This is a genomic window from Streptomyces sp. NPDC031379 (assembly GCF_055569615.1).
In genome coordinates this window covers 272,234-287,591 of record NZ_JBVIIT010000001.1, presented here as the reverse complement: position 1 = coordinate 287,591, position 15,358 = coordinate 272,234, and the positions used below count along the sequence as shown (strand labels likewise).

Sequence of the window (15,358 nt, the reverse complement as noted above, 5' to 3'; positions counted from 1 at the left end):
ACCCATGGACGGTGGGCCGCGAGTGCCTGAGCAGCGGCGTCCCGGCTCCGAGACCATGGCCGGGACCGGCTCCGTCGCGGAGCCGGAGGCGCTGCGCTTCAGCGTGCTCGGTCCGGTGCGGGCCTGGCGCGGCGCGGACGCGCTGAACACGGGCTCCCCCCAGCAGCGCGCCCTGCTGGCCGCCCTGCTGCTGCGGGAGGGCCGTACGGCCACGGCGGCGGAACTGATCGACGCGCTGTGGGGCACCGAACCGCCGTCCCAGGCCCTGGCGGCACTGCGCACCTACGCCTCCCGGCTCCGCAAGGTCCTCGACCCCGGCGTCCTGGTGAGCGAGTCCGGCGGCTACGCGGTACGCGGCCTGCGCGAGGGCGCCCTGGACCTGTCGGTCGCCCAGGAACTGGCCACGGAGGCCGAGAAGGCGCGCGGCGCCGGGGACCTGCCCCAGGCCCGCGAGGTCCTGAACCGGGCCCTGGCCCTGTGGGACGGCGAGCCCCTGGCCGGCGTACCCGGCCCCTACGCCGAGGCCCAGCGGGCCAGGCTGGAGGAGTGGCGCCTGGGCCTGCTCGAGTCCCGCCTGGACATGGACCTGGAACAGGGCTGCCACGCGGAGGCGGTCTCGGAACTGACGGCGCTGACGGCGGCACACCCGCTGCGCGAACGCCTGCGCGAGCTGCTGATGCTGGCCCTGTACCGCAGCGGGCGCCAGGCGGAAGCCCTCGCGGTCTACGCCGACACCCGCCGCCTCCTGGCCGAGGAGCTGGGCGTCGATCCGCGCCCGGGTCTCAGCGAACTCCAGCAGCGCATCCTCCAGGCGGACCCGGCGCTGGCGGAGCCCTCCGCCCCGGCGGCCGAGCCCGCCTCGGCCCCCGTCCGCCCGGCCCAGCTGCCCGCCTCGGTCCCCGACTTCACGGGCCGTACGGGCTTCGTGACCGAGCTGAGCGAGGTGCTGGCCTCGGCGTCCGAGACGGAGGGCCGGGTGATGGCGGTCTCGGCACTGGCCGGCATCGGCGGCGTGGGCAAGACGACCCTGGCGGTCCACGTGGCCCACCGGGCGCGGCCCGCGTTCCCCGACGGCCAGCTGTACGTGGACCTGCAGGGTGCCGGACCCCGCCCCGCGGAACCGGAGACGGTCCTGGGCTCGTTCCTGCGCGCGCTGGGCACGGCGGACTCGGCGGTCCCGGACAGCCTGGAGGAGCGGGCGGCCCTGTACCGCTCGGTCCTGGACGGCCGCCGGGTCCTGGTCCTGCTGGACAACGCGAAGGACGCGGCCCAGGTACGCCCCCTCCTGCCCGGCACGGAGGGCTGCGCGGCCCTGGTCACGTCCCGGGTCCGCATGCTCGACCTCGCCGGCGCCCACCTGATCGACCTCGACGTCATGTCCCCCGACGAGGCGCTGTCCCTCTTCACGAGGATCGTGGGCGAGGAGCGGGTGGCCGCGGAACGGGAGGCGGCCCTGGACGTGGTGGCCGCCTGTGGCTTCCTGCCGCTGGCCATCCGTATCGCCGCGTCCCGCCTGGCGGCCCGCCGCACCTGGACGGTGTCGGTCCTCGCCGCCAAGCTGGCGGACGAACGCCGCCGGCTGGACGAGCTGCAGGCCGGCGACCTCGCGGTCAAGGCCACCTTCGAACTGGGCTACGGCCAGCTGGAGCCGCCCCAGGCCCGCGCCTTCCGCCTCCTCGGCCTGGCCGACGGCCCGGACATCTCCCTCGCCGCCGCGGCGGCGGTCCTGGACCTCCCCGCGGAGGAGACGGAGGACCTCCTGGAATCCCTCGTCGACACCTCCCTCCTGGAGTCGGCGGCCCCCGGCCGCTACCGCTTCCACGACCTGGTCCGCCTCTACGCCCGCGCCTGCGCAGAACGAGACGAACAGCCACCGAGCGAACGCGATTCGGCCATGTCGCGGTTGCTGGACTTCTATCTGGGGACGGCGGCGCGGGTGTACGCCATAGAGCGCCCGGGTGATCGCACGGTGGACCACCTCGAACGGACGGAACATCCCGGTCAGGAGTTCGTGGACGACGCCAAGGCTCTGGACTGGCTGCACGGCGAAGCCGCCTGCATCCTTGCCTGCGTCCAGCAGTCACTCGCCGCCCCCACCCTGCGCAAGGCTGTCGATCTGCTCCTCGCCTCGAAGGACCTGGCCGAGTCCGGCGCAAGCGCACTGCGCTACGGCGCGGCGACGCAGGCCGCTCGCGACGCCGCGGCCGCCCTCGGTGACGCCTTTGCCGAGGGCCGGGCCCGTACGACACTGGCTCAAGTTCTCAGTCATGCGGGCCGGTTCGAGGAAGCGGGCGCCGAAACAGAGCGCGCCATCACACTCGGCCGCACCACGGGTGACCCCTGGACCTGCGGCAACGCCCACAACGAACAGGGCATCATCGCCAACTGCCTCAACCAACGCGCCGTCAGCGAAGCTCACCTGCTCGAAGCGATCAAGGCGTTCAGGGCCGACGGCAACCGCCCGGGGGAAGCCAGCGCCCTGTGCAACCTCTCCCGCGTCCTGGTCTCCTTGGGGCGCGTCTCCACTGCCATCGACCTGGTTCGCGAAGGCATCGCGATCTACGACGAACTCGGACTCACGTTCCGCCTGGCCAACGCGCGATATGCACTGGGCATCGCACTCGGGCACGGAGGACGCCACGACGAGGCCCTGGAGGAACTCGGCGCGGCGTTGTCCACCTTCACGGTGAACAGGCAGCGCCTTTGGGAGGGCACCACCCATTTCCGTATCGCGCAGGTCCACATGTCCGCGGGGCGCCCCGCACGAGCCGCACAGCATGCCGAGCAGGCGCTGACGACCGGCTGCATCGGTGGCGAGTGGATGAGTGCCAACATCCTGACCTTGCTGGGACACTCGCTCAAGAGTCTGGGACAGACGGACCGGGCAACGGCCTGTTGGCGCGAAGCCCTCGCCATCTACGAATGCGCAGGCTCACCCGAAGCCGACGAACTACGCCGTCTGCTCCCCACGGTCGCCCTGCTGTGACCACGCCCGTCGCCACGTTCATCGAACGTTTATGGGCGACTGCCATGCTCAAGTCATCGATCCGTCGGACGACGGGGGGAGCGGGCGGATCGCGATGGGGCGTCCGGATAAAGTAACCGCCCCGGAACGCCCGTTCGACAGCCCGCGGGGGAGTTGCCGAGCGGGCGTTCCCATCAGCTCTGCCACACGGGAGTTTTCATCATGAGCAACAACGAAGAGGCAAAGAACACGGACGAGGTCACGACCCTCGACAGCCACATGCCCGCCCCGCCGAAGGACGGCACCGTCACGACGCTCGACAGCCACATGCCGACGCCGCCGAAGGACGAGACGATCACGACGCTGGACAGCCACATGCCGGCCCCGCCGGCTCTGGACCTCGACGGCAAGTAAGCCACCATCCAGACGGGGATCGGCCGCGGCGGCGCGGAGGGGGAGCCGCCGCGGCCGAGGCGTGTCCGGGGTGAGAGCGAGCGTGCCCGCGGGGCCGGTGGTGGTCAGACGTCCCGCTTCCCCGCGGTCACTCGGCGGCGCCGCCCGCCCGCCCCCGCAGCTCTCCCTTCGTCACCTTTCCGCTCGCGTTCCTGGGGAGTTCCGGTAGGAACTCCACCGTTCTGGGGACCTTGTAGTTCGCCATCTCGCGGCGGGACCAGGCGATCAGGTCGTCGGCGGTGAGGACCGAGTCGGGGCGGCGGACGACGAAGGCCTTGCCGACCTCTCCCAGCCGGGCGTCGGGGACGCCGATGACGGCCACGTCCGCCACGTCGGGGTGGACGCCGAGCAGCTGCTCTATCTCCGCCGGGTAGGCGTTGAAGCCGCCGACGATGAACATGTCCTTGATCCGGTCGGTGATGCGCAGGTTGCCCGCCGCGTCCAGGACGCCGACGTCGCCCGTGCGCAGCCAGCCGTCGGGGGTCACCACCTCCGCCGTGGCCGTCGGGTCGGCGTAGTAGCCGCGCATGACGTTGAAGCCGCTGACCAGCACCTCCCCGGGGCTGCCCGCGGGCACCGGCGCGCCCGTGGCGTCCACCACGCGGACCCGCGCGCCGGGGATCGCCCGGCCGGACGTGGAGGCGATCACGGAGGGGTCGTCGCCGCGCCGGCACATCGTGACGATGCCGCTCGCCTCCGAGAGGCCGTAGGCCGTGAGGACCGTGCCGACGCCGAGTTCGGCGCGCAGGCGTTCCACCAGGCGGAGGGGGACGACGGCCGCGCCCGTGACGACGAGCCTCAGCGCCGAGAGGTCGTGGGCGCCGCGGGCCGGGTGGTCCAGCAGGGACTGGTGCAGGGTCGGGGGGCCGGGGAGGACCGAGATCCGTTCCGCCGCGATGTTCGCCAGCGCGGTGTCCACGGTGAACACCGGCTGCGGAACCATCGTCGCCCCGCGCATGAGGCAGGCGATCACGCCCGCCTTGTAGCCGAAGGTGTGGAAGAAGGGGTTGACGATGAGGTAGCGGTCCGTGCCGCGCAGGCCGGCCAGGTCCGCCCAGATCCCGTACGCCCGCAGGGTCTGGGCGTGGGTGATCACCGCGCCCTTGGGGCGGCCCGTCGTGCCCGAGGTGAAGACGATGTCCGAGACGGCCGCGCCCGTCACCTCGCTCGCGCGTGCGCGTGCCTCGGCCGCCGCCACGCCCTCCCCCGCCGCCAGGAAGTCCTTCCACGTGCGGAAGTCGGCCGGCGCGTCGTCCGAGAGGACCACCACCTGTTCCAGCGCCGGCAGGCCCGGCAGCGGGCCCCGGCCGTCGGGCACCCCCTCGCCCGCCGCCCGCCGCAGTGACGCCACGTAGGACGTGCCGAGGAACGTGCCCGTCACGAAGAGGAGCCGGGCTCCGCTGCGGCGCAGCACGTCCGCCGCCTCCGCGCCCTTGAAGCGGGTGTTCAGCGGCACCAGCACCGCGCCCGCCGACACGGCGCCCAGGGCCGCGACGATCCAGTCCAGTGAGTTGGGCGCCCACACCGCCACCCGGTCGCCGACCCGTACGCCGCTCGCGATGCAGGCCGCCGCCGCGCGCTCCACCCGGGCGCCCAGTTCCGCGTACGTGATCCTCGTACGGCCCTCGACCACGGCCTCGGCGTCCGCGTACCGCTCGGCCGCCGACCACACCAGTTCCGGGATGGTGTCCCAGTCACCCACAGCAGGCCTCCCCGAAGCACGCACGCTCAGCTGACTGACCGTCAGATTAGCGGTAACCTGACGAACTGTCAGGACAGGGGGTTCACATGACAGGTCCGGGACTCAAGGACGCCACCGCCATCGTCGGCATCGGGCAGACCGCCTTCGCCAAGCACCTGCCGGAGGACGAGAAGACGCTCGCCTGCCGGGCCGTGCTCGCCGCGCTCGACGACGCCGGCATCGCGCCCGGCGAGGTCGACGCCCTGGCCTCCTACACCATGGAGGAGACCGACGAGGTGGAGCTGGCGAAGGCCGTCGGATTCGGGGACCTCACCTTCTTCAGCAAGGTGGGGTACGGAGGGGGCGGCTCCTGTGCGACCGTCGCCCACCTCGCCGCCGCCATCGCCGCCGGGCAGGCCTCGGTGGGGGTGGCGTGGCGCTCTCGGAAGCGGGGCAGCGGGCCCCGGCCGTGGACCAGCACCGCCGTCCAACTGCCCACACCGGCCCAGTGGACCCGCCCCTTCGGCCTCCTGCGGCCCGCCGACGAGATCGCCATGCTGGCCAGGCGGTACATGCACGAGTACGGCGCCACGCGGGACCACCTCTTCAACGTCGCCCTGGCCTGCCGGAACCGCGCCAACCAGAATCCGGCGGCCGTCATGTACGACCGGCCCCTCACCCGCGAGATGTACATGACCTCCCGGTGGATCAGCGAGCCGCTGTGCCTCTTCGACAACTGCCTGGAGACGGACGGGGCGTTGGCCTGCGTGATCGTCGGCCGCGAGCGGGCACGGGACTGCGCGAAGAAACCCGTGTACGTCCACTCCGCCGCCCAGGGACTGCCCGCCCAGCACCACGGCATGGTCAACTACTGGAACGACGACCCGCTCACCGGCCCGGCGTGGACCGCGGCCCGGCACCTGTGGAAGCACGCCGACTTCACACCGGACGACGTGGACGTGGCCCAGATCTACGACGCGTTCACGGCCCTGGTCCCCCTCTCCCTGGAGGGCTACGGCTTCTGCGGGCGGGGGGAAGGCGGCGCCTTCACCGAGCAGGGCGCCCTGGAGATCGGCGGGCGGCTGCCCGTCAACACCGGCGGGGGCGGGCTCAGCGAGGCCTACGTGCACGGCTTCAACCTCGTCAACGAAGGGGTGAAGCAGCTGCGCGGGACCAGTACCGCGCAGGTCCCCGGCGCCGCCACCTGCCTGGTCACGGCGGGCGAGGGCGTCCCCACCTCCGCGCTGCTCCTGAGGAGTTGACCCAGCATGCTGACTCCCGTCACCGACGCCGACGGCGCGCCCTTCTGGGAGTACGCCGCCCGTGGCGAACTGCGCGTCCAGGTCTGCGCCGACTGCGCCGAGCCCCGCTTCCCGCCCCGCCCCTGCTGCCCGCACTGCCAGTCCTTCGAGGGCGAGTGGCGGCCGGTGTCGGGCCGTGGGCGCGTGTGGTCGTACGTCGTGCCGCATCCGCCGCTGCTGCCCGACTACGCGGAGCAGGCGCCGTACAACGTGATCGTCGTGGAGCTGGAGGACGCCCCGCGGATACGGCTGGTCGGGAATCTGGTCACCGGTCCCGGGGCGCCGCTCGGCTCCCTCGACCCCGGCGGCCTGCGGATCGGGGCGCGGGTGCGGGTGGTCTTCTCCGGCGGGCTGCCGCAGTGGGTACCGGCGTGAACACCGTGCGCCTGGACGTCGACAAGGACACCAAGGTCGCCGTCGTCACCCTGGACCGGCCCGCGCGGCTCAACGCCATCGACCTGGAGATGGTGGAGGACCTGCGGGCCGTGTGGCGTCAGGTGCGGTTCGACGACGGGGTACGGGCGGTCGTGCTCACCGGGGCCGGGGAGCGGGCGTTCTGCACCGGGATCGACCGGGACGCCGTCGTACCGCAGCCGTCGTCGCCGTACATGCAGGACGATCCGCTGCTGGGCGTCGGGCCGAAGGCGAACGACCTGTGGAAGCCGGTCGTCGCCGCCGTGCGCGGCATGGCCTGCGGGGGTGCCTTCTACCTGCTGGGCGAGAGCGAGTTCGTGGTCGCCGACACGACGGCCGTCTTCTTCGATCCGCATACGACGTACGGCATGGTCAGCGCGTACGAGTCCGTGCTGATGGCGCATCGGATGCCGTACGGGGAGGTCGCGCGGATGATGCTGATGGGCTCGGCCGAGCGGATCTCCGCGCGGCGGGCGCACGACATCGGCCTGGTGTCGGAGGTGACGGAGGCCGGTGGGGCGCTGGCGGCCGCCGTGCGCTGTGCCGCCCTCGTCGCCGGGTTTCCGGCCGCCGGGGTGCAGGGGACCGTGCGGGCGTTGTGGGCGGCCAAGGAGGCGGCGCGTGCGCAGGCGTTCGCGCAGGCGCCGCATCTCATCGCGCTGGGCAACCTGCCGGCGGAGCGGCAGGCGGAGCTGTTCGCGGGACGGCGCGGCGGGGAGTTCCGGACGCGGTGAGACGCGGACGCCGGGCAGGGCGCCGGGCTCCTCGCGGCGTCCCTCAGCCCACCAGCTCCGCCACCGGGTCCACCGTGCAGTGGTCGACCTCGAAGATGAGTCCGTCGTCGGGGTGTCCGAAGCTGCCGACGAGCTTCACCTGGACCTGCGCCGTGCCCTTGGCGGGCACGGTGACCGTCGCGGAGTTGTCGGCGACGGCCGTGTCCTGCTCGTCGTCGAACTCGACGCGCACCTCGAAGTCGATCTCGCGGCCGTTGGGGTTGCTGACCTCGACGGTCGCGTACTGCGCCTTCTCCGTGGCGCACCTGACCAGTCTCGCCTTGCCGTCCTTCAGCGCCCCTCCGCTTCCGGAAGAGCCGGAGCTGGGCGTGGAACGGTACCTGGGGCGGCGCTGGTAGGAGCCGCCGCCGGTGCCGCCCGTGGTGCTCGTGCCGCTGCTGCTGTAGCTGTCGTCGTCCGAGTCGCCGTAGGAGTCGTCGGAGGAGTCGTCGTACGAGCCGCCGCCGGAGGTGGACGAGGACGACGTGTCGTGGTCCGAGTGGGAGCTGCTGCATCCGCCCCCGCCGCCGCTGCCGTGGTGGCCTCCGTGCCGGCCCGACGAGAAACCGGTGAGGCCGAGGACCACGAAGGTCAGCACGGCCGTGAACTTGAGCGTACGCGTCCGTTCATGCATGGGCATGTCATCACCATAGCGACCGGGCCACACCGTCTGGCGGCTGCCCGGTGGCGGAGGTAGCGTCAGCCCTGGGACGGCCGCCGTCCGAAGCCCTTCCGTGTAACCGGTACGACGGCCGTCACCTACGTGGTCCGTGCCGTGCCCGTGCCCTTCTCCGCGTCCAGTGCGTACACGCACCGGTCCTTGCTGCACGCGTACACCACGCCGTCCTTGACCACCGGGGAGCCGGTGATCTCGCCGCCGGTGGCCAGCTTCCAGCGCAGCCGGCCGTCGTCGGCCTTCAGGGTGTACAGCAGGTGGTCGGTGGAGCCGAAGTGGATGCGGCCCTCCGCCACGGCGGGAGCGCCCACGACGTCGCCGCCCGCCTGGAAGCGCCACTTGGGCGTGCCCGTGACCGCGTCCAGGGTGTAGAGGCCCTTGCCGCTGCCGACGTGGACATGGCCGGCGGCCACCAGGACCGGTTCGACGGACGAGCGGGCCTCGGTCGCGATGCGCCAGCGGTCGCGGCCGTCGGTGGCGTCGAGGGCGTAGACCGTGCCGAGGTAGTCGGCGAGATAGACGCCGCCGCCGGTGACGGCCGGGCCGGGGGCGAAGGTCGGCGGGCTCAGGAAGACCGCCGGGGCCTCGAAGTGCCAGCGCACCATGCCGCTGGCCACCTCGACGGCGAGGACGCGGCTGCCGGCGGAGACGTAGACGTAGCCGTCGGACGCCGGGGCCAGGCGCAGCGGGACGCCGCCGCAGGAGGCCGCGTCGCCGATGGGGTACGACCAGCGCTCCTCGCCGGTGCGGGCCTCCAGGGCGCGCAGCCGGGCGTCCTGCCAGACGTAGACCGTGCCGTCGTGGACGAGGGGGCCGGCCTCGGGGGACTCGAAGTCGGTCTGGCAGCCGCTGATCTCCCACAGCTTCTGCCCGCCCGTGGCCTCCCAGGCCTGGACGCCGCCGCCGCGGGTGCCGGTGACGACCGTGCCCCGGTCGGCGTGCAGGGAGTACACCCAGGCGTCCGTGGACAGCCGCCACAGGTCGGTGCCCTCGCGGGCGTCCAGGGCGAAGAGGGTGGGACCGTCGGAGGCGTGGACACGGCCGTCCGCCACCGCCATCGACCAGGCGACGTCCCGCGTCTTGAAGCGGCGGCGGCCGGTGCCCACGTCCAGGGCGTGCACCTCGAAGGAGGTGACGTAGACGAGGTCGCCGTCGACCGACGGGGTGCCCCAGACGTCGTTGGACATGCGGAAACGCCAGGGGCGCCAGCCGCTGGCCGCCTCCGGGGCCGGGGGCGGGGCGGCCGACACGACGGAGTCGGCGCCGGTGACGCCGGGGCGCGGGCGGGACCAGCTGGCGACCAGGCCGGCCTCCGGCGGGGGTGCCTTGACGGCGGCGGCGCGGGCGTCGGCGACCCGGGGGCCGGGGCCGATGGGCACCGGGGCGCCGGCCAGCCGGACCGGGCCGGTGTCGGGCGCGCCGGCCGGTACGGGAGCGGCCGGGACCGGGGGGTCGTACGGGGGCGGCGGCGGAACCGCCGCACGGCCGCCGCTGCGGGGACCGGACGCGGTGGGGGCGGGCTTGGCCGCGGGGCGGCCGCCGCGGCGGGACTCGATGAGGCCGACGGCCTTCTCGGGCAGCCAGGCGGAGGCGGTGCCGCTGTCGTCGGAGCCGGAGCCGAAGAGGTGCGGGGCGAGCTGGGCCTGGAGGTCGGCCGGGCTGGGGCGGCCGGACGCCTCCATCTGCATACAGACCTCGATGAGCGGGCGCAGCTCGTCCGGCAGGCCGGTGAGGTCCGGGCCCTCGCGCAGCAGCATGAAGACCGTCTCGACCGGGTTGGCGCCGTGGAAGGGCGGGTGGCCGGTGGCCGCGAAGACCAGCATGGAGCCGAGGGAGAAGACGTCGCTGGCGCCGGTGACGCTGCGGGAGTCCTTGGCCTGCTCGGGGGACATGTAGGCGGGGGTGCCGACGGCGACGTTCGTCATCGTCAGACGGGTGTTCGAGACACCGGAGGCGATGCCGAAGTCGATCACCCGGGGTCCGTCCTCGACCACGAGCACGTTGGAGGGCTTGAGGTCGCGGTGGACCAGCCCGGCGCCGTGGATGGACTGCAGGGCCTCGGCGACGCCCGCCGCGAGCCAGCGCACGGCCTGGGCCGGGAGCGGCCCGCACTCGTTCACTATCTCCTCGAGCGAGGGCGCGGGCACGTAGGCGGTGGCGAGCCAGGGCACGGCGGCGCGCGGGTCGGCGTCGACCACGGCGGCCGTGTAGAACCCGGAGACCGCGCGGGCCGCCTCCACCTCACGGGTGAAGCGGACCCGGAAGAGCTGGTCCTCGGCCAGCTCGGTGCGCACCGTCTTGATCGCCACGCGCCGGCCGGACGCCGAGCGCGCGAGATAGACCAGCCCCATGCCGCCGGCGCCCAGCCGGCCCAGCACCTCGAACGGCCCGATCCGCCGCGGATCGTGCTGCGTCAGCTGATCCACCACTTGCCTGCCACCTCCCCGTACGAGCCGCGCCACCACCTGTGTACGCGACCGAAGTGCAGCGTCTCACCACCGCACCGCCATGGCGGCACGCACCCCGATTCTTCCTGGCCGGACGGCTGGCTGCGAACCCGGCGACAAATCGGGGTGTCTTCCGTCAAAGCGGACGGATCACCGCTGCAGTAGTGCGAACGACGCCCCCTGATTGTCGGTGACGACGGCCACTCGTCCGTACGACGTCTCGAAGGGTGGCGCCTGGACCCGTCCGCCGAGCCGACGCACGGCCTCGAGCGCGTCGTCCAGGTCCGCGACCCGGAAGTGGGTGAGGAAGTGCGGGGGCATCTCGGCGGGGAAGACGTCGGTGACGTCGGCGCGCCCGAAGTCGGGCTCGGCGCCGGTGCCGAACAGGGCGTCGTGGAAGAGGTCGCCGTAGAAGGCGTTGGCGGCGGCGGTGTCCCGGGTGTACAGCTCGGCCCAGACGAAGGTGCCGGGTGCGCGCCGGCGCCCGAAGCCGGGGTGGGTGCCCGCCTGCCACAGGCCGAACACCGCACCCTCGGGATCGGCGGCCAGGGCGGCGGTGCCGAGGTCGCCCACCGGGAAGGGGGCCATGACCACCTGACCGCCGGCCGCGGTGATCCGCCGGGCGAGGGCCACGGCGTCCGAGGCCGCGAACGAGACCGTCCAGACGGTGGGCATGCGGCCGTCCGTCTTGGGGGCCAGCGAGGCGACGAGGTCGTCGTCCAGCCGGGCCCACACCGAGGAGCCGTACGCCTCCCCGAAGGACCACCCGAAAAGCTCACCGTAGAACCGCTTGCCCGCCTCGACGTCGGGCAGCTGGGCGTCCACCCAGCAGGGGACGCCCTCCCTGTACGCCTCTTCGTGCCCGGATGCCCTGTTTTCGGCCATGTCGTCAAAGTAACCGGGCCGCGCGCACCGCGCAGACCAGGCACACCACCCCCAGAGCACCCGTGCACCCCATTTGCAGTCGGCCGAATCGCGCTCCGATCACCCCTCGGTAAGCTGACGGCATGACAGGACAAGTGCGTACCGTCGACGGCCGCGTGGCCGGCCGGCGTGGGCAGGCGACCCGGCAGAAGCTGCTCGACTGCCTCAGCGAGATGCTCAGCTCCTCCCCCTACCGGGACGTCAAGGTCATCGATGTCGCCCGGAAGGCGGGCACTTCGCCCGCGACCTTCTACCAGTACTTCCCGGATGTCGAGGGCGCCGTCCTGGAGGTCGCCGAGCAAATGGCGGCCGAGGGCGCCGGGTTGACCGAACTCCTCGAGGGGCGCAGCTGGGCCGGCAAGGCGGGCTGGCAGACGGCGCAGGAACTCGTCGACGGATTCCTGGAGTTCTGGCGGAAGAACGACGCGATCCTGCGCGTGGTCGACCTCGGCGCGGCCGAGGGGGACAAACGCTTCTACAAGCTCCGCATGAAGATCCTGAACTCGGTCAACAACTCCCTCGCGGACGCCATCACGGAACTGCAGGCCAAGGGCAGGGTCGACAAGGACGTGAACCCGGCGGCGGTGGCCGGCTCGCTGGTCGCGATGCTCGCGGCGGTGGCGGCGCACCAGAAGGGCTTCTCGTCCTGGGGTGTGAAGCAGGCCGAACTCAAGCCGAACCTGGCGCTGTTGGTCCACCTGGGCGTGACCGGCAAGAAGCCGAGCAAGTAGCGCCCGCCCTTTTTCCAGGTCCCAAGTCCTGTCTGGCAGGCGGTGGTTCACCGGACGTGAACCGCCGCCTGCGCTGCTATGCGGGCAGCGGCCGGTCCCGGACGACGTGCTTCATCACCAGCGTCGAGGTCAGCCGCTGCACCCCCGGCAGGGTCGCGAGGCGCTCGTCGTACAGCCGCTGGAAAGCGGCGAGGTCGGCGGTGGCGATCCGCAGCAGATAGTCCGGCTCGCCGAACAGCCGCTGCGCGTCCAGCACATGATCCAGTTCGCTGACCGCCCGCTCGAACTCGGCGACCGTGTCCCGGTCCTCCTGCCGCATGGACACGAAGACCAGCGCCTCGAAGGTCAGGCCGAGCGCCGCCGCGTCCACCACCGCCCGGTAGCCCTGGATGGCACCGGAGCGCTCCAGCTCGCGCAGCCGCCGGTGGCAGGGCGAGACGCTCAGGCGCACCCGGGCGGCCAGCTCCGTCACGGTCAGCCGCCCGTCCTGCTGCAGCTCGGCAAGGATTTTTCGGTCCACGTCGTCCATGAGAAAGATATTTGCTCAAAATCCGTGATCATGGGCAAACTTCAGGAACACTTTCGGGCCAATCGCGCCTAATGTCCCCAGCATGGACTCGGGACTGCTCTTCTCCTTCCTCGCCGTGGACCTGCTGCTGGTGTGCGTACCGGGCGCCGACTGGGCGTACGTCATCGCCACCACCCTGCGCGGCAGCTCCGTGGTGCGCGCGGTGGCGGGACTGGTCTGCGGGTACGCGCTGCACACGGTCCTGGCGACGGCGGGCCTGGCGGTCCTGGTGGCGGGGTCGCCCCGGCTGCTGACGGCCCTGACGGTGGCGGGTGCGGGATACCTGCTGTGGCTGGGCTGGTCGGTGCTGCGCCGCCCGGCCGTCCCCGGGGCGGCGGACGCGCCCCCGCCCGCCGGGCGGCTCTTCCTGCGCGGGGCGACGATCAGCGGCCTGAACCCCAAGGGCCTGCTGCTCTACCTCTCCGTGCTTCCCCAGTTCCTCACCCTGCGGGGCGCCCACCTGCCCGTACCCGCCCAGACGGCGGCCCTCGGCCTGCTCCACATGGCGGCTTGCGCGGCCGTCTACCTCACCGTCGGCGTCCTGGCCCGCGCCCTGCTCGCGGCCCGCCCGGCGGCGGCCCGGGCGGTGACCCGCACCTCGGGCGCGGCGATGCTGGGAATCGGCGCGTTTCTGCTGGTGGAACGGCTGGCGACGCTTTAGCTCCGCCGGGCGAGGAGAGGCCGGGCAGCCGCGGGTCCGTCGGCCCGGGTGCGGCGTCGCGGTGGCCGGCCGCGCAGCTCCCCGCGCCCCTTTCAGGGCACGGCGGTGAGCCGGAAGAGGCGGATCTCCCGCGTCACCCGGGCCTGGTACGTGGCATACGGCGGCCAGAACGCCAGCAGGGCCCGCCAGGCCGCGGCCCGCTCCTCCCCGGTGAGCAACAGGGCGGTGACGGGGATGTCCTCGCCCTTCCAGCTGATCGACGCCTCCGGTCGGGCGAGCAGGTTGTGGGTCCAGGCGGGGTGGCCCGTCCGGCCGAAGTTGGAGCCGACGAGGAGCCAGCTCCGCCCGCCCTCCTCGGGCATGCACGCCAGCGGGGTCCGGCGGGGCAGCCCGCTGCGGGCTCCGGTGGAGGTGAGGATCACCCCCGGCAGCAGCTGGGCGCTGAGCAGCACCTTTCCCCGGGTGAGCCGGTGCACGCCCCGGTCGAGGGCCGGGATCACATGCGGGGCCACCTTCGCGAAGAGCCGGGTGGACGACACCTTCTGCACGAGCCGGACGCCGGCGGCGGGGGCCATCAGACCGCCACCTCACCGCGCACGAAGAGCCCCGCCGTCTCGGCGGCCCGGTCCCGCAGCCGGTGCACCGGCCCGAACAGCAGCTCGTCCCCGGCCGCCCGCTTGAAGTACAGGTGGGCGTCGTGCTCCCAGGTGAACCCGATCCCGCCGTGCAGCTGGACGCCCTCGGCGGCGGCACCGCGCAACGCCTCCAGCGCCTGTGCGAGCGCGAGTCCGCCCACCCCTTCGCCCCGGGTCGTCGCCCAGGCGGCGTAGTAGGCGGCCGACCGTGCCGCCCGCACCGCCACGTACACATCCGCCAGCCGGTGCTTCACCGCCTGGAAGGACCCGACGGGCCGTCCGAACTGCACCCGCTGCCCGACGTACTCCACGGTCCGCTCCAGCACCCGGCCGGCGGCCCCCACGGCCTCGGCGGCGAGGACGGCGGCGACGAAGTCCCCGAGCGCGGCGAGCGCGGGCAGCACGTCCGTGCCGTCCTCTCCGAGCAACTCGGCATGAACGTCCCGCAGTTGCACGCGCCCCTGCGGCCGGGTGGCGTCGAGTGCGGTCTGCCGGTCCCGGACGAGTCCCGCGGCGTCCCCCGCCACCAGGAACAGGCGCGTGCGGGACCGGGCGAACCCGCCGGTGTGCGCGGCGACGAGCAGCAGTCCCGCGCTGTGCCCGTCCAGCACCTGGTCGGCCTGGCCGTACAGGATCCACCCGGTGCCGGCCCGCCGGGCCTGTACGCCGCCCGCCCGCCCCCCGCCCGCGGCGTACCCGGCGTTCGCGCCGGTCAGGGCGAGGGCCGTGGCGAGGGCGGGCCCGGGGACGGCGAGGGCGGCGGTCAGGCGCCCGGCGGCCAGCTCGGGCAACAGCTCGGCGCGCTGGGCCGCAGATCCGAGCCCGAGGATCAGCGGGGCGGTGAGGACGGAGGTGGCCAGCAGCGGCGAGGGCGCCAGGGCGCGCCCCGTCTCCTCGCAGGCCAGGGCCAGCTCCGTCGGCGAGCAGCCGACACCGCCGTACCGCTCGGGGAGGGCGAGCCCCGGCAGGCCGAGCCGGTCGGCGAGGGCGGACCACAGGAGGGGGTCGTACCCGGCCGGGCTGTCGAGGGCGGTCCGCAGCTCGGGGGAGCCGCAGCGTTTGCGCAGCAGCTCGCGCAGGGTTCGGCGGATCTCGTCCTGCTCGGCGGTGAGACGCGTGTCCATGGCTG

The 15,358-nt window shown here is 73.2% G+C and carries 14 protein-coding genes; 7 read left to right on the top strand and 7 right to left on the bottom strand.

The window, feature by feature from the left end; all coding sequences use genetic code 11:
- The first annotated feature begins 4 nt into the window (after positions 1-4).
- Together afsR and afsS are read left to right on the top strand one after the other, a co-directional pair.
- Positions 5-2,986, top strand: a complete 2,982-nt coding sequence (gene afsR, locus ACZ5CW_RS01400) for an SARP-family global regulator AfsR (RefSeq protein WP_468597311.1) — start codon at positions 5-7, stop codon at positions 2,984-2,986.
- 201 nt (positions 2,987-3,187) lie between these two features.
- Entirely contained in the window at positions 3,188-3,379 is a 192-nt protein-coding gene (gene afsS, locus ACZ5CW_RS01395; protein WP_468597309.1) for a regulatory protein AfsS, read from the top strand.
- A gap of 127 nt (positions 3,380-3,506) precedes the next feature.
- Here the strand turns inward: afsS and ACZ5CW_RS01390 are convergent, their stop codons facing one another.
- Positions 3,507-5,120: a FadD3 family acyl-CoA ligase gene (locus ACZ5CW_RS01390; protein ID WP_468597307.1), complete on the bottom strand. Its 1,614-nt coding sequence runs from the start codon at positions 5,118-5,120 to the stop codon at positions 3,507-3,509.
- An 86-nt stretch (positions 5,121-5,206) separates the two neighbouring features.
- Between ACZ5CW_RS01390 and ACZ5CW_RS01385 the strand changes: the two genes are divergently transcribed.
- Genes ACZ5CW_RS01385 through ACZ5CW_RS01375 form a run of 3 tightly spaced genes read left to right on the top strand, consistent with a single transcriptional unit; the run spans position 5,207 to position 7,548 of the window.
- Positions 5,207-6,361 carry a lipid-transfer protein gene (locus ACZ5CW_RS01385; RefSeq protein ID WP_468597306.1) on the top strand — a complete coding sequence of 385 codons (1,155 nt, stop codon included), beginning with the start codon at positions 5,207-5,209 and terminating at the stop codon, positions 6,359-6,361.
- Between the two features lie 6 nt (positions 6,362-6,367).
- Entirely contained in the window at positions 6,368-6,775 is a 408-nt protein-coding gene (locus ACZ5CW_RS01380) for a Zn-ribbon domain-containing OB-fold protein (protein ID WP_468597304.1), read from the top strand.
- Entirely contained in the window at positions 6,772-7,548 is a 777-nt protein-coding gene (locus ACZ5CW_RS01375; protein WP_468597302.1) for an enoyl-CoA hydratase/isomerase family protein, read from the top strand. The genes ACZ5CW_RS01380 and ACZ5CW_RS01375 overlap by 4 nt, the downstream gene beginning before the upstream one ends.
- A gap of 43 nt (positions 7,549-7,591) precedes the next feature.
- Here the strand turns inward: ACZ5CW_RS01375 and ACZ5CW_RS01370 are convergent, their stop codons facing one another.
- The 3 genes from ACZ5CW_RS01370 to kbpA form a co-directional block, all read right to left on the bottom strand.
- Positions 7,592-8,227, bottom strand: coding sequence for a hypothetical protein (locus ACZ5CW_RS01370; RefSeq protein WP_468597300.1), 636 nt, complete (start codon positions 8,225-8,227; stop codon positions 7,592-7,594).
- Positions 8,228-8,346: 119 nt separating this feature from the next.
- Entirely contained in the window at positions 8,347-10,692 is a 2,346-nt protein-coding gene (gene afsK, locus ACZ5CW_RS01365; protein ID WP_468597298.1) for a protein serine/threonine kinase AfsK, read from the bottom strand.
- A gap of 168 nt (positions 10,693-10,860) precedes the next feature.
- Positions 10,861-11,595 carry an AfsK-binding protein KbpA gene (gene kbpA / locus ACZ5CW_RS01360; protein WP_468597296.1) on the bottom strand — a complete coding sequence of 245 codons (735 nt, stop codon included), beginning with the start codon at positions 11,593-11,595 and terminating at the stop codon, positions 10,861-10,863.
- A 122-nt stretch (positions 11,596-11,717) separates the two neighbouring features.
- Between kbpA and ACZ5CW_RS01355 the strand changes: the two genes are divergently transcribed.
- Positions 11,718-12,365 carry a TetR family transcriptional regulator gene (locus tag ACZ5CW_RS01355; RefSeq protein ID WP_468597295.1) on the top strand — a complete coding sequence of 216 codons (648 nt, stop codon included), beginning with the start codon at positions 11,718-11,720 and terminating at the stop codon, positions 12,363-12,365.
- 76 nt (positions 12,366-12,441) lie between these two features.
- Here ACZ5CW_RS01355 and ACZ5CW_RS01350 read toward each other — a convergent pair whose 3' ends face one another.
- Complete coding sequence (locus tag ACZ5CW_RS01350; RefSeq protein ID WP_468597293.1) at positions 12,442-12,894, bottom strand: Lrp/AsnC family transcriptional regulator; 453 nt, start codon at positions 12,892-12,894, stop codon at positions 12,442-12,444.
- Positions 12,895-12,976: 82 nt separating this feature from the next.
- On the opposite strand from ACZ5CW_RS01350, the gene ACZ5CW_RS01345 reads away from it, so the two are divergent.
- Positions 12,977-13,594, top strand: a complete 618-nt coding sequence (locus tag ACZ5CW_RS01345) for a LysE family translocator (protein WP_468597291.1) — start codon at positions 12,977-12,979, stop codon at positions 13,592-13,594.
- A 92-nt stretch (positions 13,595-13,686) separates the two neighbouring features.
- Here the strand turns inward: ACZ5CW_RS01345 and ACZ5CW_RS01340 are convergent, their stop codons facing one another.
- The gene (locus ACZ5CW_RS01340; RefSeq protein WP_468597289.1) at positions 13,687-14,169 is read right to left on the bottom strand and encodes a nitroreductase family deazaflavin-dependent oxidoreductase; all 483 of its coding nucleotides are present in this window, start codon (positions 14,167-14,169) and stop codon (positions 13,687-13,689) included.
- Positions 14,169-15,353, bottom strand: a complete 1,185-nt coding sequence (locus ACZ5CW_RS01335) for an acyl-CoA dehydrogenase family protein (RefSeq protein WP_468597287.1) — start codon at positions 15,351-15,353, stop codon at positions 14,169-14,171. Before ACZ5CW_RS01335 ends, ACZ5CW_RS01340 begins: the two co-directional genes overlap by 1 nt.
- Positions 15,354-15,358 lie beyond the last annotated feature (5 nt).